Source organism: Pseudarthrobacter sp. H2 (assembly GCF_050157045.1).
Classification (GTDB): Bacteria; Actinomycetota; Actinomycetes; order Actinomycetales; family Micrococcaceae; genus Arthrobacter.
This window is the reverse complement of record NZ_CP189594.1, coordinates 1,689,901-1,708,875: the sequence shown is the minus strand read 5'-3', so window position 1 is coordinate 1,708,875 and position 18,975 is coordinate 1,689,901. Positions and strand designations below refer to the sequence as shown.

Annotated in this window: 15 protein-coding genes; 7 read left to right on the top strand and 8 right to left on the bottom strand. The window is 68.7% G+C overall.

Going from position 1 to position 18,975, the window contains the following annotated elements; all coding sequences use genetic code 11:
- Positions 1-83: 83 nt before the first annotated feature.
- Together ACQCSZ_RS08060 and ACQCSZ_RS08055 are read left to right on the top strand one after the other, a co-directional pair.
- A complete protein-coding gene (locus ACQCSZ_RS08060) occupies positions 84-932 on the top strand; it encodes a DUF3097 domain-containing protein (protein WP_427007501.1) in 849 nt (282 codons plus the stop codon).
- 143 nt (positions 933-1,075) lie between these two features.
- Positions 1,076-1,495 (top strand): DUF4870 domain-containing protein, encoded by a 420-nt coding sequence (locus ACQCSZ_RS08055; protein WP_427007500.1) that lies wholly within the window; start codon positions 1,076-1,078, stop codon positions 1,493-1,495.
- Between the two features lie 76 nt (positions 1,496-1,571).
- On the opposite strand, the gene hemW is transcribed toward ACQCSZ_RS08055, so the two are convergent.
- Both hemW and lepA read right to left on the bottom strand, forming a co-directional pair.
- Entirely contained in the window at positions 1,572-2,810 is a 1,239-nt protein-coding gene (gene hemW / locus ACQCSZ_RS08050; RefSeq protein WP_427007499.1) for a radical SAM family heme chaperone HemW, read from the bottom strand.
- Positions 2,811-2,812: 2 nt separating this feature from the next.
- On the bottom strand, positions 2,813-4,666 hold the full coding sequence (lepA, locus tag ACQCSZ_RS08045; protein ID WP_427007498.1) for a translation elongation factor 4: 1,854 nt from the start codon (positions 4,664-4,666) through the stop codon (positions 2,813-2,815).
- Between the two features lie 179 nt (positions 4,667-4,845).
- Here lepA and ACQCSZ_RS08040 point away from each other — a divergent pair, with 179 nt between their 5' ends.
- Together ACQCSZ_RS08040 and rpsT are read left to right on the top strand one after the other, a co-directional pair.
- On the top strand, positions 4,846-5,427 hold the full coding sequence (locus tag ACQCSZ_RS08040; protein WP_427007497.1) for a type II toxin-antitoxin system PemK/MazF family toxin: 582 nt from the start codon (positions 4,846-4,848) through the stop codon (positions 5,425-5,427).
- Positions 5,428-5,586: 159 nt separating this feature from the next.
- Positions 5,587-5,847 carry a 30S ribosomal protein S20 gene (gene rpsT, locus ACQCSZ_RS08035; RefSeq protein WP_211882935.1) on the top strand — a complete coding sequence of 87 codons (261 nt, stop codon included), beginning with the start codon at positions 5,587-5,589 and terminating at the stop codon, positions 5,845-5,847.
- A gap of 115 nt (positions 5,848-5,962) precedes the next feature.
- Here rpsT and holA read toward each other — a convergent pair whose 3' ends face one another.
- Genes holA through ACQCSZ_RS08020 form a run of 3 tightly spaced genes read right to left on the bottom strand, consistent with a single transcriptional unit; the run spans position 5,963 to position 9,990 of the window.
- Positions 5,963-6,976: a DNA polymerase III subunit delta gene (gene holA, locus ACQCSZ_RS08030; protein WP_427007496.1), complete on the bottom strand. Its 1,014-nt coding sequence runs from the start codon at positions 6,974-6,976 to the stop codon at positions 5,963-5,965.
- Positions 6,910-9,012 carry a ComEC/Rec2 family competence protein gene (locus ACQCSZ_RS08025; protein WP_427007495.1) on the bottom strand — a complete coding sequence of 701 codons (2,103 nt, stop codon included), beginning with the start codon at positions 9,010-9,012 and terminating at the stop codon, positions 6,910-6,912. The genes holA and ACQCSZ_RS08025 overlap by 67 nt, the downstream gene beginning before the upstream one ends.
- A gap of 18 nt (positions 9,013-9,030) precedes the next feature.
- Positions 9,031-9,990, bottom strand: coding sequence for a ComEA family DNA-binding protein (locus tag ACQCSZ_RS08020; protein WP_427007494.1), 960 nt, complete (start codon positions 9,988-9,990; stop codon positions 9,031-9,033).
- Between the two features lie 215 nt (positions 9,991-10,205).
- Here ACQCSZ_RS08020 and ACQCSZ_RS08015 point away from each other — a divergent pair, with 215 nt between their 5' ends.
- Complete coding sequence (locus ACQCSZ_RS08015) at positions 10,206-10,631, top strand: hypothetical protein (RefSeq protein WP_427007493.1); 426 nt, start codon at positions 10,206-10,208, stop codon at positions 10,629-10,631.
- On the opposite strand, the gene ACQCSZ_RS08010 is transcribed toward ACQCSZ_RS08015, so the two are convergent.
- The 3 genes from ACQCSZ_RS08010 to leuS form a co-directional block, all read right to left on the bottom strand.
- The gene (locus ACQCSZ_RS08010) at positions 10,615-10,800 is read right to left on the bottom strand and encodes a hypothetical protein (RefSeq protein ID WP_427007492.1); all 186 of its coding nucleotides are present in this window, start codon (positions 10,798-10,800) and stop codon (positions 10,615-10,617) included. The genes ACQCSZ_RS08015 and ACQCSZ_RS08010 overlap by 17 nt on opposite strands.
- A 68-nt stretch (positions 10,801-10,868) precedes the next feature.
- On the bottom strand, positions 10,869-11,933 hold the full coding sequence (locus ACQCSZ_RS08005) for a DegV family protein (RefSeq protein WP_427007491.1): 1,065 nt from the start codon (positions 11,931-11,933) through the stop codon (positions 10,869-10,871).
- 43 nt (positions 11,934-11,976) lie between these two features.
- Positions 11,977-14,511 carry a leucine--tRNA ligase gene (gene leuS, locus ACQCSZ_RS08000; protein WP_427007490.1) on the bottom strand — a complete coding sequence of 845 codons (2,535 nt, stop codon included), beginning with the start codon at positions 14,509-14,511 and terminating at the stop codon, positions 11,977-11,979.
- An 838-nt stretch (positions 14,512-15,349) separates the two neighbouring features.
- On the opposite strand from leuS, the gene ACQCSZ_RS07995 reads away from it, so the two are divergent.
- A complete protein-coding gene (locus ACQCSZ_RS07995; protein WP_427007489.1) occupies positions 15,350-18,517 on the top strand; it encodes an efflux RND transporter permease subunit in 3,168 nt (1,055 codons plus the stop codon).
- Positions 18,514-18,975 (top strand): hypothetical protein, encoded by a 462-nt coding sequence (locus tag ACQCSZ_RS07990; RefSeq protein WP_427007488.1) that lies wholly within the window; start codon positions 18,514-18,516, stop codon positions 18,973-18,975. Before ACQCSZ_RS07995 ends, ACQCSZ_RS07990 begins: the two co-directional genes overlap by 4 nt.

Genomic DNA, 18,975 nt, shown 5'->3' with positions numbered 1-18,975 from the left:
CAGTTGTTTCCGGGCACAGCCCTGCGGGGCCCCGATCGTTTCCTGACCCCCGTACATTCCGAGTGCAAGGCAGTGTGTAAGAGATGTCGTACCAGAACTGGGGACCCCAGGACCTGTCCGCCCCCGCCGCGAAGCAGTTGCCCGAGGTCCCGGTGGAGCGGGGCATGGTGCTCGAGGAAGTGCAGACCGGCTGGGTCGGCGCCGTCACGCGCGTCGAGAAGTCCGGCGGGATGCATGTCGTGGCCCTGGAAGACCGCCGGGGCAAGTCCCGGTCCTTCCAGCTCGGCTTCGGTTTCCTGCTCGACGGCCAGCCCATCCGCCTGATGCCGCCGGCACCCCGGAAGAGCCCGGCCCCCGCCGGGGCCCGTACCGCGTCGGGTTCGGTCCGGGTGGAGGGCCAGCGCGCCCAGGTGGCGAAGGCGAGCCGGATCTGGGTGGAAGGCAAGCACGACGCCGAACTCGTCGAGAGGGTCTGGGGCGACGATCTCCGGGTGGAGGGCATCGTCGTCGAGCCCCTGCACGGAATTGACGACCTCGCGGGCGCCGTGGCGGCGTTCCGCCCGGGCCCGGGCCGCCGGCTCGGCGTGCTGGTGGACCACCTCGTGCCGGATTCCAAGGAATCCAGGATCGCCGACGCCGTCATGGCATCCCCCGGCGCTGCCGGAAACGTGCTGATCGTGGGCCACCCCTACGTTGACGTGTGGCAGGCCATCCGCCCTGCCGTCCTGGGCATCGACAAATGGCCGGTGATCCCCCGCGGCATGGACTGGAAAACCGGCATCCTGAGGGCCTTCGGCTGGCCGCACAGCACCAAGGAGGACATCGGGCTGGGTTGGCAGAAGCTCCTCGGCGCCGTCCGCAGCTACGCAGACCTGGAACCGTCCCTCCTGGGCCGGGTGGAAGAGGTCATCGACTTCCTCACCGTGCCCTAGCGACCCGGCCTGTGCACCGTCCCGGGCGGGCCCTGATCTTCTTTTCACGGCAAGGCAAGTATTCTTGGTACGGGCCGCGCTCCATGCGCGCTCCGTCTCGTCCAAGGCACCAACGCATCACCGCAAATCCGAAGGAGGCAACCGTGGCAGATAACGCACGCGAACACACGGGCCACCAGGCCGGCCATGGCCAGCCCCCGTACCATGGCGTTCCCGCAAATGCGCTGCCACTGACGGCGAACGAGGACCGGCAGTGGGCCACGCTGGCGCACTTCGGCGGCATCCTCGGCTGCGTTCCGGCGCTGCTGATCTACCTGATTTTCAAGGACCGCGGGCCCTTCACGGCGCAGGAGTCCAAGGAAGCGCTCAACTTCACGCTGCCCCCGACCATCGCCGCGGTGCTCGCCAACATCCTGGTGTTCATTCCGGTGGTGGGCAACCTCTTCGCGGTCCTCGCCACCGTGATCTGGATTGCCGTCACGTGCTTCTCCGTCGCCGCGGGCATCCACGTCAACCGCGGCCAGCCTCACCGCTACGAGTTCAACCTGCGCTGGATAAAGTAGGGCCGCCCCGGCTCCGGCAGGGGCTCAGGCAACCGGACCAGGCAGGAGGCGGCCCCGGCCGCCGGGGGGACGGCTGCTAGTCCGGCAGGATCCGGCGGACGACGGCGTCGGCGAGCAGCCGGCCCTTGAGCGTGAGGACCAGCCGGCCCTTGAAGGCCGCGGCGGGATCCACGAGGCCGTCGGCAATGAGCCCGGCCACGGCGTGGCGCCCGGTGTCCCCCAGTCCACCCAGGCTGGCGATCTCCAGACCGGAGTCCAGCCGGGCTTCGAGCATGATGCGCTCCACGTTGCGGGTTTCGGCGTCGAGCGTTTCGCGTCCGGCCGCGGGCGATACCCCCGCACCGAGCCGTCCCGCGTACGCGGTCGGGTGCTTGACGTTCCACCAGCGCACCCCGCCGACGTGTGAGTGTGCGCCCGGGCCGATCCCCCACCAGTCGTCCCCGCGCCAGTAGGCGAGGTTGTGCCGGCAGGCCTGGTCCGGCGTGCGGGACCAGTTGCTGACCTCGTACCAGCGCAGCCCGGCGGCGGTGATCAGTTCGTCGGCGAGTTCATATTTGACCGCGTGGTCGTCGTCGTCGATGCCGGGAACTTCGCCGCGGCGGATCTGGGCGGCGAGCTTGGTGCCGTCCTCCACGATCAGCGCGTAGGCGCTGATGTGGTCCGGGCCGTAGGAGAGTGCGGTCTCCAGCGAGCAGCGCCAGTCGTCCAGCGACTCCCCCGGGGTGCCGTAGATCAGGTCCAGGCTGACGGCGAGGCCGGCGTCCCGGGCCCACTGCACCGCCTGCGGCACTCGGCTGGGGGTGTGGGTGCGGTCCAGGACCTTCAGGACGTGGGGCACGGCGGACTGCATGCCGAAGGAGACGCGGGTGAACCCGGCGTCGGCCAGCATTTGCAGGGATGCGGGCGTGACGGAATCCGGGTTCGCTTCCGTGGTGACCTCGGCGCCGGGCTGCAGGCCCCACGCGGCGATCGCTGCGGCCAGGATCCGGGCCAGGTCCTCGGCGGGGAGCAGGGTGGGCGTTCCGCCGCCGAAGAACACGGTCCCGAGCGGCCGCCCCGGCAGGCCGGAGTCCAACAGGGCCCTGGCGGCGAAGTCCACTTCCGCGACGGCGGTGGTGGCGTAGGCATCCTGCGATGCCCCGCCGCCCAGCTCGGTGGCCGTATAGGTGTTGAAATCGCAGTAGCCGCAGCGCACGGCACAGAACGGGATGTGGACGTAGAGCCCGAAGGCCCGTTCCGCGGCACCCTCCAGCGCCTGGCCGGGCAGCAGCCCGTCCGGCGGCGCCGGGTCGCCCAAGGGAAGAACGCTAGGCATGGCTACTTCTTGGCCTTGTCCTTGGACTCGTCCGTGGTGAGGGCGGCGATGAAGGCTTCCTGCGGGACCTCGACGCGGCCCACCATCTTCATCCGCTTCTTGCCTTCCTTCTGCTTTTCCAGCAGTTTGCGCTTCCGGGTGATGTCACCGCCGTAGCACTTGGCGAGCACGTCCTTGCGGATGGCGCGGATGCTTTCGCGGGCGATGATCCTTGAGCCGATGGCGGCCTGGATGGGCACCTCGAACTGCTGCCGCGGAATGAGTTCGCGCAGCTTGCCCGTCATCATCACGCCGTAGGCGTAGGCCTTGTCACGGTGCGTGATGGCGGAGAAGGCATCCACCTGCTCGCCCTGGAGCATGATGTCCACCTTGACCAGATCGGCGACCTGCTCGCCGTCGGCCTTCCAGTCCAGCGACCCGTAGCCGCGGGTCTTGGACTTGAGGATGTCGAAGAAATCGAAGACGATTTCGGCCAGCGGCAGGCGGTACCGGATTTCCACCCGGTCCTCGGAGAGGTAGTCCATGCCGCCCATGACGCCGCGCCGGCTCTGGCACAGCTCCATGATGGCGCCGACAAACTCGTTCGGCGCAAGGATGGTGGCGGACACCATCGGCTCGCGGACTTCAGCGATCTTGCCGGTGGGGTATTCGCTGGGGTTCGTGACGTGGACGATCTTCTTGTCCTCCAGCGTCACCTCGTATTCCACGTTGGGGGCGGTGGAGATCAGGTCCAGGTTATATTCGCGTTCGAGGCGCTCACGCGTGATTTCCAGGTGCAGCAGGCCCAGGAAGCCCACGCGGAAGCCGAATCCCAGCGCGGCGGACGTCTCCGGCTCGTACACGAGCGCGGCGTCGTTGAGCATCAGCTTCTCCAGCGCATCGCGGAGCACCGGGTAGTCGGTGCCGTCCAGCGGATACAGGCCGGAGAAGACCATCGGCTTGGCGTCCGCATAGCCGGGGAGGGAATCGGTGGCCGGCTTGGCAAGGTTGGTGACGGTGTCGCCCACCTTGGACAGGCGGACGTCCTTCACACCGGTGATGAGGTAGCCGACTTCGCCGACGCCAAGGCCCTTGGAAGGGGTGGGTTCCGGGGAGCTCACACCGATCTCGAGGAGTTCGTGCGTGGCACGGGTGGACATCATCTGGATGCGTTCGCGGGGGTGCAGCATCCCGTCCACGACGCGGACATAGGTGACGACGCCGCGGTAGGTGTCGTAAACCGAGTCGAAGATCATGGCGCGGGCAGGGGCGGCGGGGTCGCCCACCGGGGCGGGAAGGTCGCGGACGATCTTGTCCAGCAGCAGTTCGACGCCGGCGCCGGTCTTGCCGGACACGCGCAGCACGTCCTCCGGGTCGCCGCCGATCAGGCTGGCCAGTTCGGCGGCGTACTTCTCGGGCTGCGCAGCCGGGAGGTCGATCTTGTTCAGGACCGGGATGATGGTGAGGTTGTTTTCCATCGCCAGGTAGAGGTTGGCGAGGGTCTGGGCCTCGATGCCCTGGGCCGCGTCGACCAGCAGGACCGCGCCTTCGCAGGCGGCCAGCGAGCGGGAGACCTCATAGGTGAAGTCGACGTGGCCGGGGGTGTCGATCATGTTCAGGGCGTAACTGGTGCCGTCGAGTTCCCAGGGCATGCGGACGGCCTGGGACTTGATGGTGATGCCGCGTTCGCGCTCAATGTCCATGCGGTCCAGGTACTGGGCCTTCATGTCACGGGACTGGACGACGCCGGTGTACTGAAGCATCCGGTCGGCCAGCGTGGATTTTCCGTGGTCAATGTGCGCAATGATGCAGAAGTTCCGGATGATGGCCGGATCTGTTGCGGCAGGCACCGGGGCGGTGCGGGCCATGGGAGACACGCAGGGTCCTTACTGTTGGCAATTGACGGCTTTGCACGGAACGGCGTTTCGCCATCGCGCGGCACGCCGCATATCTGAACCACCAGTCTCCCACGTCCGGACCCATGGGAGTGCATCCGGAGTGCATCCGGATGCACTCCGGATCCAATCCCGGGCGGTCCTGCCGGTATGGTTTCCCCATGGCCCTGAACCTACGCTCGATCGGCAATGCAGTCCGCAGCGCGCTGCGCTTCCTCGACAAGGCCGGCGCCGGCAAGCCTGGCGGCTCCGCGCCGGCCCCCTCCCGCCGGCCCGCCGGGAAACCGCGTCCCGGGCAGCCTGCCGGCGCGGGTGCGCCTGGCGCCCTCGCCGGACTGACCGGAACGTACCCCGGGGACTTCCGGGGGACCGCGGCCGTCCGGTACGCGCCCGCTCCCGACGGCCGCCCGCAACCGGGCGAGATCGTCTGGACCTGGGTCCCCTATGAGGAGGACCATTCCCAGGGCAAGGACCGGCCGGTCCTGCTGGTGGGCAGCAGCGGCCGCTACCTGCTGGGCCTGATGCTGACCAGCAAGGACCACGACGGCGACTCCCGCAGCTCGGACGACTACGTGGACATCGGCACGGGCCTCTGGGACCGCCAGCGGCGCCCCAGCGAAGCGAAACTGGACCGCGTCCTGCAGATCAACCCGGCCGACGTGCGGCGTGAAGGCGCCATCCTCGACGCCGCCCGGTTCGGCCTCATCGCCGCAGCCCTGCGGGCCAGGCACGGCTGGACGTAGTTGGCGGGGCGGCGGCTCTGCTACCATTGACAGCTGTGTGTCCGTGCAGGTCGACGGCCACAGATGGTTGGTCGCCATAGGTATCCCCACGCCGCTCAGTCAATGGCCAATCTGAAAGCCCTCTAGACCATTTTCCGCATTGAAAAAGAGAGTTCACACGTGGCTAATATCAAGTCCCAGAAGAAGCGCATCCTGACCAACGAGAAGGCCCGCCTGCGCAACAACGCAGTCAAGTCCGAGCTGAAGACGGCCATCCGCGCCGTCAACACCGCCGTTGAGTCCACCGACAAGGATGTTGCGGCCGCTGCCCTGCTTAACGCCAGCCGCAAGCTGGACAAGGCTGTCAGCAAGGGCGTTCTCCACAAGAACAACGCCGCAAACCGCAAGTCGGCGATCTCCAAAAAGGTCAACGCACTCTAAGGTTTCCAGTTCAGCTGAACTGATGATTGTGGCCGGCACCCTCGAGTGCCGGCCACTTCCAGTTTAAGCGCGTCCGCGCCTCGTCATGCGGGCCGCCCGGGCACGCAGTCCGGTGTCAGCGGCGGACCGAACCCGCAATCACGGTCACGACGTGCTCCACGGCGTAAACCGGATCCCTGGCGAGGCCCTTGACCTGGGCGTCGGCCTCCGCCGTGGCCTGGATGGACCGCACGAGCCCCTCGGGAGTCCAGCGCCGGACCTCACGCTGGGCCTGCTCCACGAGCCAGGGCTGCATGCCCAGCTGCTTGGCGATCTGTGCAGAGGAGCCCTGCGCTCCGGCCACCTTGGTGAGGGAGCGCAGCTTCGATGCCAGCGCCGCGACGATCGGAACGGGGTCGGCCCCCGTGTCGAGGGCGTGGCGGAGCGTGGACAGCGCAAGAGGCGCGTTGCCTGCCATCGCAGCATCGGCGACCTTGAAGGCGGTGGCTTCCACCCGGCCGCCGTAGTACCGGTCCACCATCGCGGCGTCGACTCCGGTGCTGGCGTCGGCGATCAGCTGGCTGCAGGCCGCCGCGAGTTCGGCCAGGTGGGCGCCGACGGCGTTGACCAGCGCGTGCATGGCGTCCGGATCGATCCGCCGGGACGCTGCCCTGAATTCGGCCGCAACGAAGGCAATTTTGTCTGCGTCCTTCTTCAGCGGCTGGCAGTCGACCACGGGCCAGCCGCCGGCCTTGACGGCGTCCAGCAGCTTCTTGCCGCGCACTCCCCCGCCGTGGCGGAGGACCAGGACGGCGTCCGCCTCGGGGTGCGCCAGATACTTCAGGGCATCGGCAAGGAAGGCATCGTTCATGGCTTCGAGCCCCTCGACCTCGATGAGCTTGTGCTCGCCGAACAGCGACGGGCTGACATTCATGGCCAGCGATCCCGGTTCATAGCTGCCGGCGTTGAGCCGGGTTACCTCGACGTCGGGTTCCGCCGCGCGTACCTGTGAGCGGACGCGGTCCATGGCCCGGCTGCCCAGATATTCCTCCGGTCCGCCCACGAGCACCACGGCGGCCGGGGTCACGTCACGCCAGGTGGCCGTGTTCGACGCCGACGTCCTGGCGCGTTGGGTCTGGGCAGCAGCCACTGACGATTCCTCCCGGAAGTTGGTTTGCAGACTCTAAGCGTGCCACGCCGGGACCGGTCCACCAAGCCGCGGCGGCGGCCTCCCCGCGGGCCGCGCCGGCCAGGCGGCCCGGCCGGCATCCGGTCGAGGAAGGCCACGGTGCGCGAGTGCGCCGCAACGGCCAGCCGGAGCGCCGCGGCGGGGTGCAGGGCCAGCCGGAGCGCCGTGAGGCAGACGACGGAGAACAGCGCCATCGTGGAAAGGCCGAAAATTCCCTCCGGCCAGGGCAGCGCGGCCCCCGGGAGGCCGGCGAAGAAGCGGGCGACACCGGCCACGCCGCCGGCGCAGGCGCCCGCAGCCGCCATCAGGGCCGCAGCGGGGGCCGGGACCAGCGGTACCAGCGGAACGGCCGCGGTCCCGAGCAGCGTGACCGGGGGCACCAGCACAGCAGCGGCCAGGTTGGCGGGCAGCGCGTAGGCGGCGAACTGGGGTTGCAGCAGCACGATCACCGGGCCGCAGAAGACCTGCGCGGACAGCGGGACGGCCAGGCCGGCCGCCGCCCATCGCGGCACGGAGGCCGGCAGCCACTCCATGATGCGACGCCCGGCCACGACGATCCCCAGCGTGGCCAGCACGGAGAGGAGGAATCCGAAGCTCAGAGACAGGGCCGGATCCACGAGCACCAGTCCGATCACCGCAAGGCAGAGGAAGCTCAGGCCGCGCCCTGCCCGGCCGAAGGCCAGGGCTGATACGCCGATCGCGCCCATGACGGCGGCCCGCAGCACGCTGGCGTCCGGACCGACCATGAGCACGAACATCCCCAGCCCGGCCAGGGAAACCGCCGCGGCCGCCGGCCGCGGAAACCGCAGGCTGCGGGCGGCCAGCAGCAGCGTCCCGAGGATGAGGCTGCAGTTGGCTCCGCTCACGGCTGTCAGGTGGGTCATCCCGACGGTCTTCATGGCGGCCTCCAGCCCGGCGTCCAGCGCGCCCGTGTCCCCGGTGACCATCCCGGGCAGCAGGCCGCGGGCGTCGCCGCCGAGCCCGGCCGCGGCGGCAGTGAAACTCCTGCGGAGCATGCCCGGGCCCTGCTGCCAGCCGTCGGGGGCGCGGAGCGTTTCCGGCGCGGACGAAGCGGACAGGATCCCGGCGCCGCCCTGCCCCGGCTCGGGAGGCTTCAGCTTCCCCGTCGTGCGCAGCCGTTGGCCGGGGACAAGGTGTTCCCAGTCCGCGCCTCCCATGACCAGCAGGCCGGCCTCGGCCTGGACCCGGCGGCCCTCCGCATACATGACCAGCAGTGTGGCGGGAACGGCCCAGCGGTCAGCGAGACCGGACCTCCCGGGCACCCTGAGCTGCCGCGGGGCGCCCGCGATCTCCAGTTCCATGACGACGGCGGCGTGCGCGGTGACGGCCTCCGCCAGGGCACCCTCATGGCGGAGGGACGCGGCGACGGCGGCGTGCGCGCCCGCCGCCGTGGAGAGCAGCATCGCCATGGCCAGGGTCGTCAGGAAACTCCGCCTCGGCGGCGGCCGGCCGCCACTGGACCGGGCGGTCCCCGGCCGGTAGTTCCCCTGCCTGGCCTTCCTCCCGCCGCGGCGTCGTACTCGTCGGCGGAGGCCCGATCCGTGCAGCAGGAGCCCCGCGGACGCCCCAAGGATCACGCACAGGGCCACCAGTGCAGCCGGGGCGAGCCAGCTGCCGGCCACGGCCGTACCCCAGACCAGCAGCGCCGGGGGCACCAGACGCAGATCCGTCCGGCGCCGGTCCCCGGACCCGGCCGGAACCGCGGGATCCGGACCCGGCTGTGCCCGGAGCCGGTCCCGGAGCTGGTCCCGCAGCTGGCCACGGAGCCGCCAGCGGATTTCCGGCCCAGGGCCAGGTGGACCCGCCTGTCCCGGCGCAGGCTGCCGGGATCCCGGCGCGGGTTGCCGGGACACTGGTTGCCGGGGCACGGCGCCGCGGCCGGCGGCCTCCGGGGAACCGGCCCGGGATCCGCCTCCGGTCGGGGGTTCGTTGACGGCGGCGTCCACGTAGCGCTGCCAGCGGCTGGGTTCTGCCATGTCAGGCCCGGGGCCCGCTCAGACCCGGACCAGGGGACGCAACGCTTCGAGCAGCTTCGGGCCAACACCGTCCACGGCGTCCAGCTCCTCCACCGTCTTGAACCGGCCATGCTGCTTGCGCCAGTCCACGATGCGCTGGGCCAGGACCGGCCCGACCCGCGGGAGTGTGCCCAGCTCCTCGACGCCCGCAGTGTTCAGGTCGATCTTTCCGCCCGCGGCGGAGCCGCTTCCACCCGAGCCGCTTCCACTCGCGCCGCTTCCACCCGAGCCGCCTCCGGTTGACCCGCCCGGTTCCCCTGATGCCGGCTCCGCCGGGCCCGGGTCACCGCGTTCCGGAACGAGGACCTTCTGGCCGTCCTCCAGCACGGAGGCCAGGTTGAGCCGGTCCGGGTCTGCCGCGGCCGTGCCGCCGCCTGCCGCGGCGATGGCTTCATGCAGCCGGCTCCCCTGGGGCAGCCGCACCACGCCCGGCAGGGCCACGGCACCGGCAACATGCACGATGATCGTCCCGGTGCCCGCCGCCGGGTCTCCTCCCGATACAGTGGCGTCCCCGGCCGCCGCCGTCGGCTTGTCCACGACCGCGGGGGACACTTCACTGAGCGGGACCACCTCTGGCGCGCCGGTAGCGACGTGCCACCAGAACCAGCAGCCCAGCACGGCGGCCAGGACCCCGATCAGGATCGCGGGCCGCAGCCCGGTACGGCCCCTGAGCCTGCTGGACAAGGGCGGCATCGGCTCCCTCCGGTGCCCGGGGAGGCCGCCGGCCGGGAACCCGGAACCATCCGTGCGTCCGGGCCCGCCGGCCTCGCGGGGATCCCCGGGCGGGCAAGCACGCGGCGGCTCCGGCAAATCCAGCAGCCCCGCGGCGCGGCCGTCCCGGCGCCCTGGATTCCCCGCCCCGGGCAAGGTCGCCGACAAGCGGTCCCGGGCAGCCCTGACGCCCATGGCGGATTCGGCTCCCGGGTTCCGGCGTGACATAGGACCCAGCGTAGGAAGGGCGGGAGCACGCGTACATCCCCGGTCCGGGCTATGTGGAAACAAGTAGTAGGCACGCCCCCATGCGTAATCCCTACGCTTTCGTCCACTGCCGCCCGGTGGTAGCGTCGGGATCCTAGATCGAGGAAAGACCTTGCCGGCTGGGGGCAAACCTATTCGCCTGGAAGTCCCTGCCAGGCGTCGAGAGCCGGTGCGCCATGAAAAAGATACTTCTGCCAGCCGCATCGATTGCGCTCGCCAGCGCCGCGGTGCTGGCCCCGCCCGCGGCCGCATCCTCGACTCAAACCCTTCGCGTCTCCGTCGACGGCCGCTACTGCCCTGAATTCGGCGTGTACGGAATATCGCACATAAATGTCAACGGTACCGGCGATCTGAGGGCCGACCAGAACTTTATCTGGAACACCCAGACCGCTGAAACCCCGATCGGCTCGGTCCCTCCGGAAGGTGCCCTGGCCAACATTACCGTCACCTACCACTGCAACGTCCAGGTGCTGTGGTGGCACGAAGCGGGCAGCGCCCAGCAGGCGACCGGCACCCGCTGGGTTAACGGCTCGGGCTGGCAGCCCAGCTACACGCTGGTTCCAGCCGCTGCCGCCGGTAACGGGGCTACTGCTGGTAGGTGATGTAGGCCTCGTATTGCACCCGCCATTTGTCCGGGGTCTGGGGATCAGGCACGGTAGTGGTGAGGAACTGGACGCTGGTCACCTGGCCCTTGAGGTATTTCAGCCATTTGGTCACCTCTTCCGCAACGTCCCTGTCGAGCTGGACGACGTGGTGGACTTGCATTGCCATGGGATCCTCCTAAGGCCGGTGGGGAGACCTTACTACCACCGCCCCGTTACAGCCAGCACCCCGGCGGACTACTCCCCCGCGCCGGAACTCTCGCCAGCCCCACCGGGACTCCCGGCAGCGCCGCCGGCGGTACCGGCGGCAAGCGAGCCGCCGTCGGGCGGAGTACTGCTCACCCCGACAATCACTGCCAGCACGCCGAGGCCGGCGTGGGCCGCCAGCACGGCAGGGAGGGCGCTGATCTGGGCCGGCGGGGACTCGGGCAACAGCACCGCAAGCCGTGCCGCGAGCTGTTCGGCTTCTGCCGGGTTTCCGAAATGGTGGACGGCGAGCCGCGCCTGGCCCGGCGGACGGGACGCGGCGTCGGCGGCGACAATCTCCTCCAGCCGCGCAATGGCCTTCGCCGCGGACCGGATGCGCTCCAGCGGCACGATCCTGCCGCCCTCAACGGCCAGGAGGGGTTTGATGGAGAACATCGTGCCCCAGAGCGAAGCTGCCGCGCCGATCCGGCCGCCACGGCGCAGCTGCTCAAGGCTGGGGACATAGAAGTACACCTTGGTGCGGGCGAGCCGTTCCTCGGCGAACGTCCTGACTTCCTGCGCGTTCCGGCCGTCAGCCGCCGCGACGACGGCGCTCTGCACCCCCATGCCCTGGGCCATTCCCACGGTGCGGGAGTCGAGCACCTCGACCGGGATGCCGACGCGGCCGGCGGCGAGGCGGGCGGAGTCGGCGGTGCCGGAGAGTTCCCCGGAAATATGGATCGACACGACGGAGTCGAAGCCCCGTTTCAGGGCCGCGAGGTAAGCCTGTTCGAACTGCCCCGGCGAGGGCCGGGAGGTCTTGACGGGCGTGCCGCTGGCGAGGGCGACCGCGATCGCGGCCGTGAGGTCATCCTCGCCTTCACCGTAGATCTCCGCGCCCACCATGACAGGCATGGCGACAACCGTCAGCCTCCCGTCGGCGGTGAAGGCCCGCACCCAGTCGGCGGGCAGGGCGGCGGCGGAGTCCGTGACCACGGCAGTGCGCACGACGGCGGCAGGCGCCGCCTCGGGGACGGCGCCCGGGCGCGTGGCCTGGCGGAGCCGGACGAGGCGCTCCCGCAGCCATGGCCAGCCGGGCGGCTCGCGGTCTGGCACCAAGGGCCTCCTGCCGGCTGGTTTTTCAGATGGACCTGCCCGGCTAGGCCGGGACGATGTTGACCAGTTTAGGGGCACGGACGATCACTGTGCGGATGCCGCGGCCGTCGAGGGCCCGCTGGACGTTCGCCGAGGCCAGCGCCAGTTCGCGCAGCTCGTCCTCGCCGATGTCCGGGGAAACCTCCAGCCGGTCGCGTACCTTGCCCTGGACCTGGACGACGGCGGTGACGGTGTCCTGCACGAGCAGGGCCGGATCGTGCGTGGGCCAGCCGGCGTCGGCTACCGACGCGGGGTGTCCCAGCACGTTCCACAGGTCCTCGGCCGTGTAGGGCGCGAAGAGGCTCAGGATGACCGCGGCCGCCTCGACGGCCTCGCGCACTGCCGGGTCCGCCCCTCCCGCCCCGGTGCCTGAGTCAATAGTTTTGCGGGTGGCGTTGACGAGCTCCATCAGTTTGGCCACGACCACGTTGAACTTATTGTGGTCCAGCAGCGCTTCGGCATCGGCTATGGTGCGGTGCGTGACGGTGCGCAGGGCGCGGTCGCCGGCGGCGAAGTCGACGCCGGGGGCGCTCGTGACGTCCTGCCCGAGCCGCCAGGCCCGCGCGAGGAACTTCGCGGAGCCGGACGGCGAGACGTCCGCCCAGTCGACGTCGTCCTCCGGCGGGGAGGCGAAGATCATGGTCAGGCGCACGGCGTCGACGCCGAACTTGTCCAGCTGCTCGCCCAGGTCAACGCCGTTGCCGAGGGACTTGCTCATGGCCTTCCCGCCGTTCAGGACCTGGCCCTGGTTCAGCAGCGCGCTGAAGGGTTCGTCGGCGTCGATCATGCCCATGTCATGGATGACCTTGGTGAAGAACCGGGCGTAGAGCAGGTGCAGGATGGCGTGCTCGACTCCGCCGACGTACTGGCCGACCGGCATCCAGTCGTTGATCTTCGCGGGATCGAACGGGCCTTCGGTGTACTGCGGGGAGACGAAGCGCAGGAAGTACCAGGAGGAATCCACGAAGGTGTCCATCGTGTCCGTGTCCCGCTTGGCAGGTCCGTGGCAGGCGGGGCACTGGACGTTGACCCAGCTTTCGACGGCGGCCAGCGGCGAGGTGCCCTTCGGTGACAGGTCTTCGCCGCGCAGGTCGGCCGGCAGCGTGACCGGCAACTGCTCGTCCGGAACGGGCACTTCGCCGCAGGCCGGGCAGTGGATGATCGGGATCGGGGTGCCCCAGAAGCGCTGCCGGCTGAGCAGCCAGTCGCGCAGCCGGAAGTTCACGAACTTCTCCCCCGTGCCCTGCTGCTGCAGGATCCCGATGGCGGCCGGAATGGCTTCCGCCTTGGGCAGCCCGTCCAGGGCGCCGGAGTTGATCAGGGTGCCCTCGCCCGTGGTCGCCGTGCCGGTGACCGCGGGATCTTCCTCGCCGGTGTCCAGGACCGCCCGGACCGGCAGGTTGAAGGTGCGGGCGAAGTCGAGGTCGCGCTGGTCATGCGCGGGGACGGCCATGATCGCGCCGGTGCCGTAGTCGGCCAGGACGTAGTCGGCGGCCCAGACCTGCAGCTTCTCACCGTTCAGCGGGTTGACCGCGTAGCGGCCGGTGAAGACGCCGGTCTTTTCGCGCTCGGTGGACTGGCGTTCGATTTCGGACAGCGCCTTGACCTGCTCGCGGTACGCGTCCAGGGCGGCCGAGTGCTCGTCGCTGACCAGTTCGACGGCCAGCGCCGCGTCGGCGGCGACCACGAAGAAGGTCGCGCCGTACAGGGTGTCGGGGCGGGTCGTGAAGACCGTGACGTCCTTGGCGGGCTTGCCGCCGTCGGCCTCGATCACGAAGTTGACGTGCGCACCCTCGGAACGGCCGATCCAGTTCTTCTGCATCGCCAGGACGCGCTCGGGCCAGTGCCCGCGCAGCTCGTCCATGTCATCCAGGAGCCGGTCGGCGTAGTCGGTGATCTTGAAGTACCACTGGTTCAGGGACTTCTTCGTGACGGGGGTGCCGCACCGCTCACAGGCGCCGTTGACGACCTGTTCGTTGGCCAGCACGGTCTGGTCTTTCGGGCACCAGTTGACCGGTGAATCCTTGCGGTAGGCCAGGCCCCGCTCATAGAAGCGCTTGAACAGCCACTGGGTCCAGCGGTAATACTCCGGATCAGAGGTCTGGATGCGGCGGGACCAGTCGGCGGAGATGGCGTAGCGCTTGAAGGACTCGGCCTGGGTCTCGATGTTGGCGTAGGTCCACTCGCTGGGGTGCGCGTTCCGCTTGATGGCGGCGTTTTCGGCAGGCAGTCCGAAGGAATCCCAGCCGATCGGGTGCAGCACGTCGAAGCCCTGCTGGCGCAGGTAGCGCGCCACGACATCGCCCATCGCGAACGCCTCGGCGTGGCCCATGTGCAGGTCCCCTGACGGATACGGGAACATGTCCAGCACGTAGCGGCGTTCCCTGGAGCCGTCATCGAGCGGCGTGAAGACCTTCAGGTCCTCCCAGACCTGCGGCCACTTGGCCTCCATCGCCGCGAAGCTGTAGGCGCCCTCCTCGGGCGCTTCCGTCGCGGCTGGTGCTGCTGTTCCGGTCTCTGTCTCCGGCTGAACGCTCACTGCTGGCCTCTTCTGTTCTGTCAAGCCTGGGTACCGTCACGTCTGTACCGTCACGTCTTTATTGTCACGTCTCTACTGTCAAGGCTACTTGTTCTGCCCTGGCCCTCTGCTTTTGCGCTGTTCTCCGCCGGCGGACCGGATGGACCCCGGACACACAAAAGCCCCTCGCCAGGGAGGGGCCGCCGCTCGGCAATCCGAGTTCGCTTCGGGATGCCGGGCGGCTAGCTAAGCAGGAGGATCGCACGCATGGAACCACTTTAGCGTCTCCGGCCGGCCCCCGGCGAAACACCGGGCAGATGGACGACGCCGGGCCGCGGCACCGCCGGCGGCGGCGCCGACCGCCGATGACGGTGCTGGCGCCTCCCCAGGGAGCATCCCATAAACGAAAACCACGGTCCCGAAATCAAATCGTTATAATCAGGGCCGGCCTGAAGGATGAGTAATTGATCCTGATTCAAGCCCTTGCGCGCACGTAGCCAGGATCCGGAACCACGTAATTACCGGGTAAATGCAGGTATTCGGCAGAAATGCATCGGGTGTCCGCGCGGGCGCTTCCGGGTAGTCCGTCCGGAAGCCGCTATGCCCGCGATTCTCCCGGCCCTGCCTAGGAGGAGGCTGGGAATGGGCTGACCGCCTGCTGGGCAACTGAATCCTTGCCAAACGGATCGAAGAGGAACACTATTCTCTCAAGATCGCCGTTCTCTAACGATCTTATGGGGGGCCGTAAAAGGTCTCGGGTTGAGGAGCCTGGTATGTGTACTTTGCGTTATTCTCCCCTGCAAAAAAACTATCGCTTGACCGACCGCTGCCGCGCCGGCCAGCCGGAAATGGGCTAGCCATGTTTGGCTGGGTTACCCGTTTCAGTCTGCAGTTCCGAATCCTCGTGCTTGCCCTCGCTGCCGGAGTCATTTCCTTCGGTGTTGTGAACGTCCCGAACATTGCCGTGGACAGCATGCCCGAATTTGCCCCCGCGCACATCGAGATCCAGACTGAAGCCCTGGGTCTATCCGCTGTCGAGGTCGAGCAGCTCATTACCTCCCCGATGGAAGCCGACCTCCTCAACGGGGTCGCCTGGCTCGACGAGATCCGCTCAAAATCAGTTCCGGGCCTGTCGTCAATCGACCTCGTGTTCGAGCCGGGCACGGACCTGCTGCGTGCCCGCCAGCTGGTGGCCGAGCGGATGACCCAGGCGGTGGCGCTGCCCAACGTTTCGGCACCGCCCCTGATCATGCAGCCGACGTCATCGACCAGCCGCGTGCTGATGGTCCGGATGAACTCCAAACAGCTCTCCGGCATCGAAATGTCGGTGCTGGCCCGGTGGAAGATCAAGCCCCGCCTGATCGGCATTCCAGGCGTGGCCAACGTGTCCATCTGGGGCCAGCGTGAGCAGCAGCTGCAGGTCGAGGTCAAGCCGACCCAGCTGCAGGAAATGGGCATCACCCTGGAGCAGGTCATCAAGACGACCGGCAACGCCGTATGGGTGTCCCCCCTGAGCTTCCTCGAGGCATCGACGCCGGGCACCGGCGGCTTCGTGGAGTCGCCCAGCCAGCGCCTCGGCATCCAGCATGTCCTTCCGATCCGCACGCCGGCGGACCTGGCCAAGGTCAGCGTCGAAGACACAAATCCGCAGCTGCTCCTGGGTGATATCGCCCAAGTCAAGGAAGACCACCAGCCCCTGATCGGCGACGCCGTTGTGGGACAGGACGCCGGTCTCCTGCTGGTCGTTGAAAAGTTCCCGGGAACCAGCGCCCTGCAGGTGACGAAGGACATCGAGGCCGCCCTCAAGGACCTGGAACCCGGTCTCACGGGCATCCAGATGGACACCTCCGTCTTCCGGCCCGCCTCCTTCCTCCAGAACGCGGTGGACGGGCTCGGGCTCGGGCTGCTGATCAGCCTGCTGGCCGCCGTCGCGCTCTTCTGGCTGCTGTTCCGCTCCTGGCGTGTGGCGGTCGTTGCCCTCGTGGCAATCGTGACCACCGTCGCGGCCGCGGCGGTGGTCCTTTACCTCCGGGACGCCACCCTCAATATCACGGTGCTGGCAGGGATCATGCTGGCGATCTCCGTGATCGTGGGCGACATCGTGGAAGACGTCCAGGCACAACGGCGGCGTCCCACGGCGCCGGCGGACCCGGAGACCAGGTCCCGCGCTGCTGTCACACCCTGGCGGAGCGTCAGGACACCGCTGTTCCATGCGTCCCTGATCATGGTGATAGCCCTCGTTCCGACCCTCTTCGTCACCGGGATCGGCGGATCGTTCTTCCAGCCGTTGTTCTGGTCGCTCATGCTGGCCCTGCTGGCCGCGTTGCTCGTCGGCCTGTCTGTCACGCCGGTACTGGCACGGCTCCTCCTGCCGCGCGGGACCGTCACCAGGAATGAGCTTCCCGGGGCCGGCCGCGTGAAGGCCTACTACGAACGGGCCCTCGCCGGTGCCCGCTCCCGGACGGCGCTCGGCGTTGCGGCCATCGCGGTCGTCGGCGTTCTGGGCGTTGCCGCCGGATCACAGCTGGTCACCAACCTGCCGGTCGTGCCAACCATGCCGGAGCGGACCCTGCTGGTCCAGTGGGACTCCATGGCCGGGACCTCCAACGACGAGGTCCGCAGGATCGCCTCCAAGGCCTCCGAGGAACTGCGTGCCCTGCCGGGCGTGTCGGGGGTCGGCGGACACATCGGCCGGGCCATTTCCTCCGACCAGGTCGTCGGAAACAGCTCCGCCGAGCTGTGGGTTTCAATCGCAGCCGACGCCGACTTCAGCAACACTGAGCAGGCCGTCCGGGACGTGGTCCAGGGCTACCCGGGGATCGCAAACAACGTGCTGAACTATTCGCAGCAGAAGATCGGCGAACTCCGCAGCAGCCTGGAGCCGGGTTTCGCAGTCCGGGTCTACGGCACGGAACTGCCGGTGCTGCGCGAAAAGGCGGAAGAGGTCCGCAAGGCCCTCGCGAACATCAACGGCGTATCGAATCCAAGGATCAACGCCACGACCAAGACACCCATCGTGGAAGTTGAAGTCAACCTCGAGGCCGCCCAGAAGGTCGGCATCAAGCCCGGCGACGCCAGGCGCGCCGCCGCGACCCTGATGCAGGGAATCGTCGTCGGCAACCTCTTTGAACAGCAGAAGGTTTTCGAGGTCGTCGTACGCGGCGCGCTCGATGTCAGGGACGACCTGACCAGCATCCGTGAGCTGCTCCTCGATACGCCCGGCGGGGGCCACGTCCAGCTGGGCCAGATCGCCGCCGTCCGCCTCGTGCCCAACGAGGTCGTCATCCTGCACGATGACACCTCGCGGCGGATCGACGTCGTAGCCGACATCGGGTCCCGGCCGCTGGCCGATATCCAGCGCGATATTAACGCTGCCGTGAAGCAGATCCAGTTCCCGCTGGAATATCACGCCGAAATACCGACCAAATACAGTGAGCTGCAGGCCGCCGACACCCTGGTCCTCTGGCTGGGCGCGGCCGCACTCCTGGCGGTGCTGATCCTGCTGCAGACAGCCCTCCGCAGCTGGAATCTGGCGCTCGCCGTCTTCCTGGCCCTTCCGGCCGCGCTGGCCGGCGGTGCGGTCGCCGCATGGATCAGCGGCGCCGCCATGTCATGGATGGCGCTGGCGGCATTTGCTGCCGTCCTCGCCATTGCCGCCCGCAACGCAGCCCTGCTGTCGGCCCGTGCCGACGAGCTGTGGCGGGAAGCCCCGCAGGAGTCCTACGCCGGCGTCGTCCTGATGGCGGCCCGTGACCGGGTGTCGCCGATTCTCAAGACGGCCATCGTCACCGTGCTCATCCTGATCCCCCCGGCAGTATTTGGCGGCACCATCGGCGAGTCCGTCCTCGGCCCGATGGCGCTCATCGTAGGCGGCGGACTCGTCACCACGACTCTCGTCGGACTGTTCGCTCTCCCTCTGCTCATGCTTGGGTTCGGTCCCCGCACGGCTCCCGAAGAGTGGTCATCCGTCTACGAATCCGAAGTTCCCGTCATGCCCGTTACGCAGGAAAAGGTGGAAGTATCATGACCAGCCAAAAGCCCGTGCGGCGCCTGCCCCTGGCGGCCGCTGTCTGTGCAGCAGTTCTGTTCTCCCTCCCGGCCTGCGCGCAGTCGCCGGGGGCGGCCCCGGCGGTAGTAGCCGCCAACGAGCCCGCCAGCGTTGAAAAGAACACCACCACCGGAATTGCCAGGATCACTCTGACCGAACGGGGACTGGAGCGGCTCGAGCTGAAAACCGACACCGTCAAACCGGGTGCCGGCGGAACGGATGTCCTCCTGCCGTACTCCGCGCTGTTGTACGACTCGAGCGGAAAGACGTGGGTCTACATCAACCCGGCCCCGCGGGTGTACGAGCGGCAGGCAGTCACGGTCGCGAAGGTGGAAGCCGGCGTGGTGACCGCCAACGCCGGCCCCCCGGCCGGCACGGCTGTCGTGACGGTCGGCGCGGCTGAGTTGTTCGGCGCCGAGTTCGACACGGCGCGCTGA

Coding starts and splice junctions, on each gene's coding strand:
- ACQCSZ_RS08060 (WP_427007501.1), top strand. CDS start 84: ATGTCGTACCAGAACTGGGGACCCCAGGACCTGTCCGCCCCCGCCGCG.
- hemW (WP_427007499.1), bottom strand. CDS start 2,810: ATGCCTAGCGTTCTTCCCTTGGGCGACCCGGCGCCGCCGGACGGGCTG.
- ACQCSZ_RS08040 (WP_427007497.1), top strand. CDS start 4,846: ATGGCCCTGAACCTACGCTCGATCGGCAATGCAGTCCGCAGCGCGCTG.
- ACQCSZ_RS08025 (WP_427007495.1), bottom strand. CDS start 9,012: ATGGCAGAACCCAGCCGCTGGCAGCGCTACGTGGACGCCGCCGTCAAC.
- ACQCSZ_RS08020 (WP_427007494.1), bottom strand. CDS start 9,990: ATGTCACGCCGGAACCCGGGAGCCGAATCCGCCATGGGCGTCAGGGCT.
- ACQCSZ_RS08015 (WP_427007493.1), top strand. CDS start 10,206: ATGAAAAAGATACTTCTGCCAGCCGCATCGATTGCGCTCGCCAGCGCC.
- ACQCSZ_RS08010 (WP_427007492.1), bottom strand. CDS start 10,800: ATGGCAATGCAAGTCCACCACGTCGTCCAGCTCGACAGGGACGTTGCG.
- ACQCSZ_RS07995 (WP_427007489.1), top strand. CDS start 15,350: ATGTTTGGCTGGGTTACCCGTTTCAGTCTGCAGTTCCGAATCCTCGTG.
- ACQCSZ_RS07990 (WP_427007488.1), top strand. CDS start 18,514: ATGACCAGCCAAAAGCCCGTGCGGCGCCTGCCCCTGGCGGCCGCTGTC.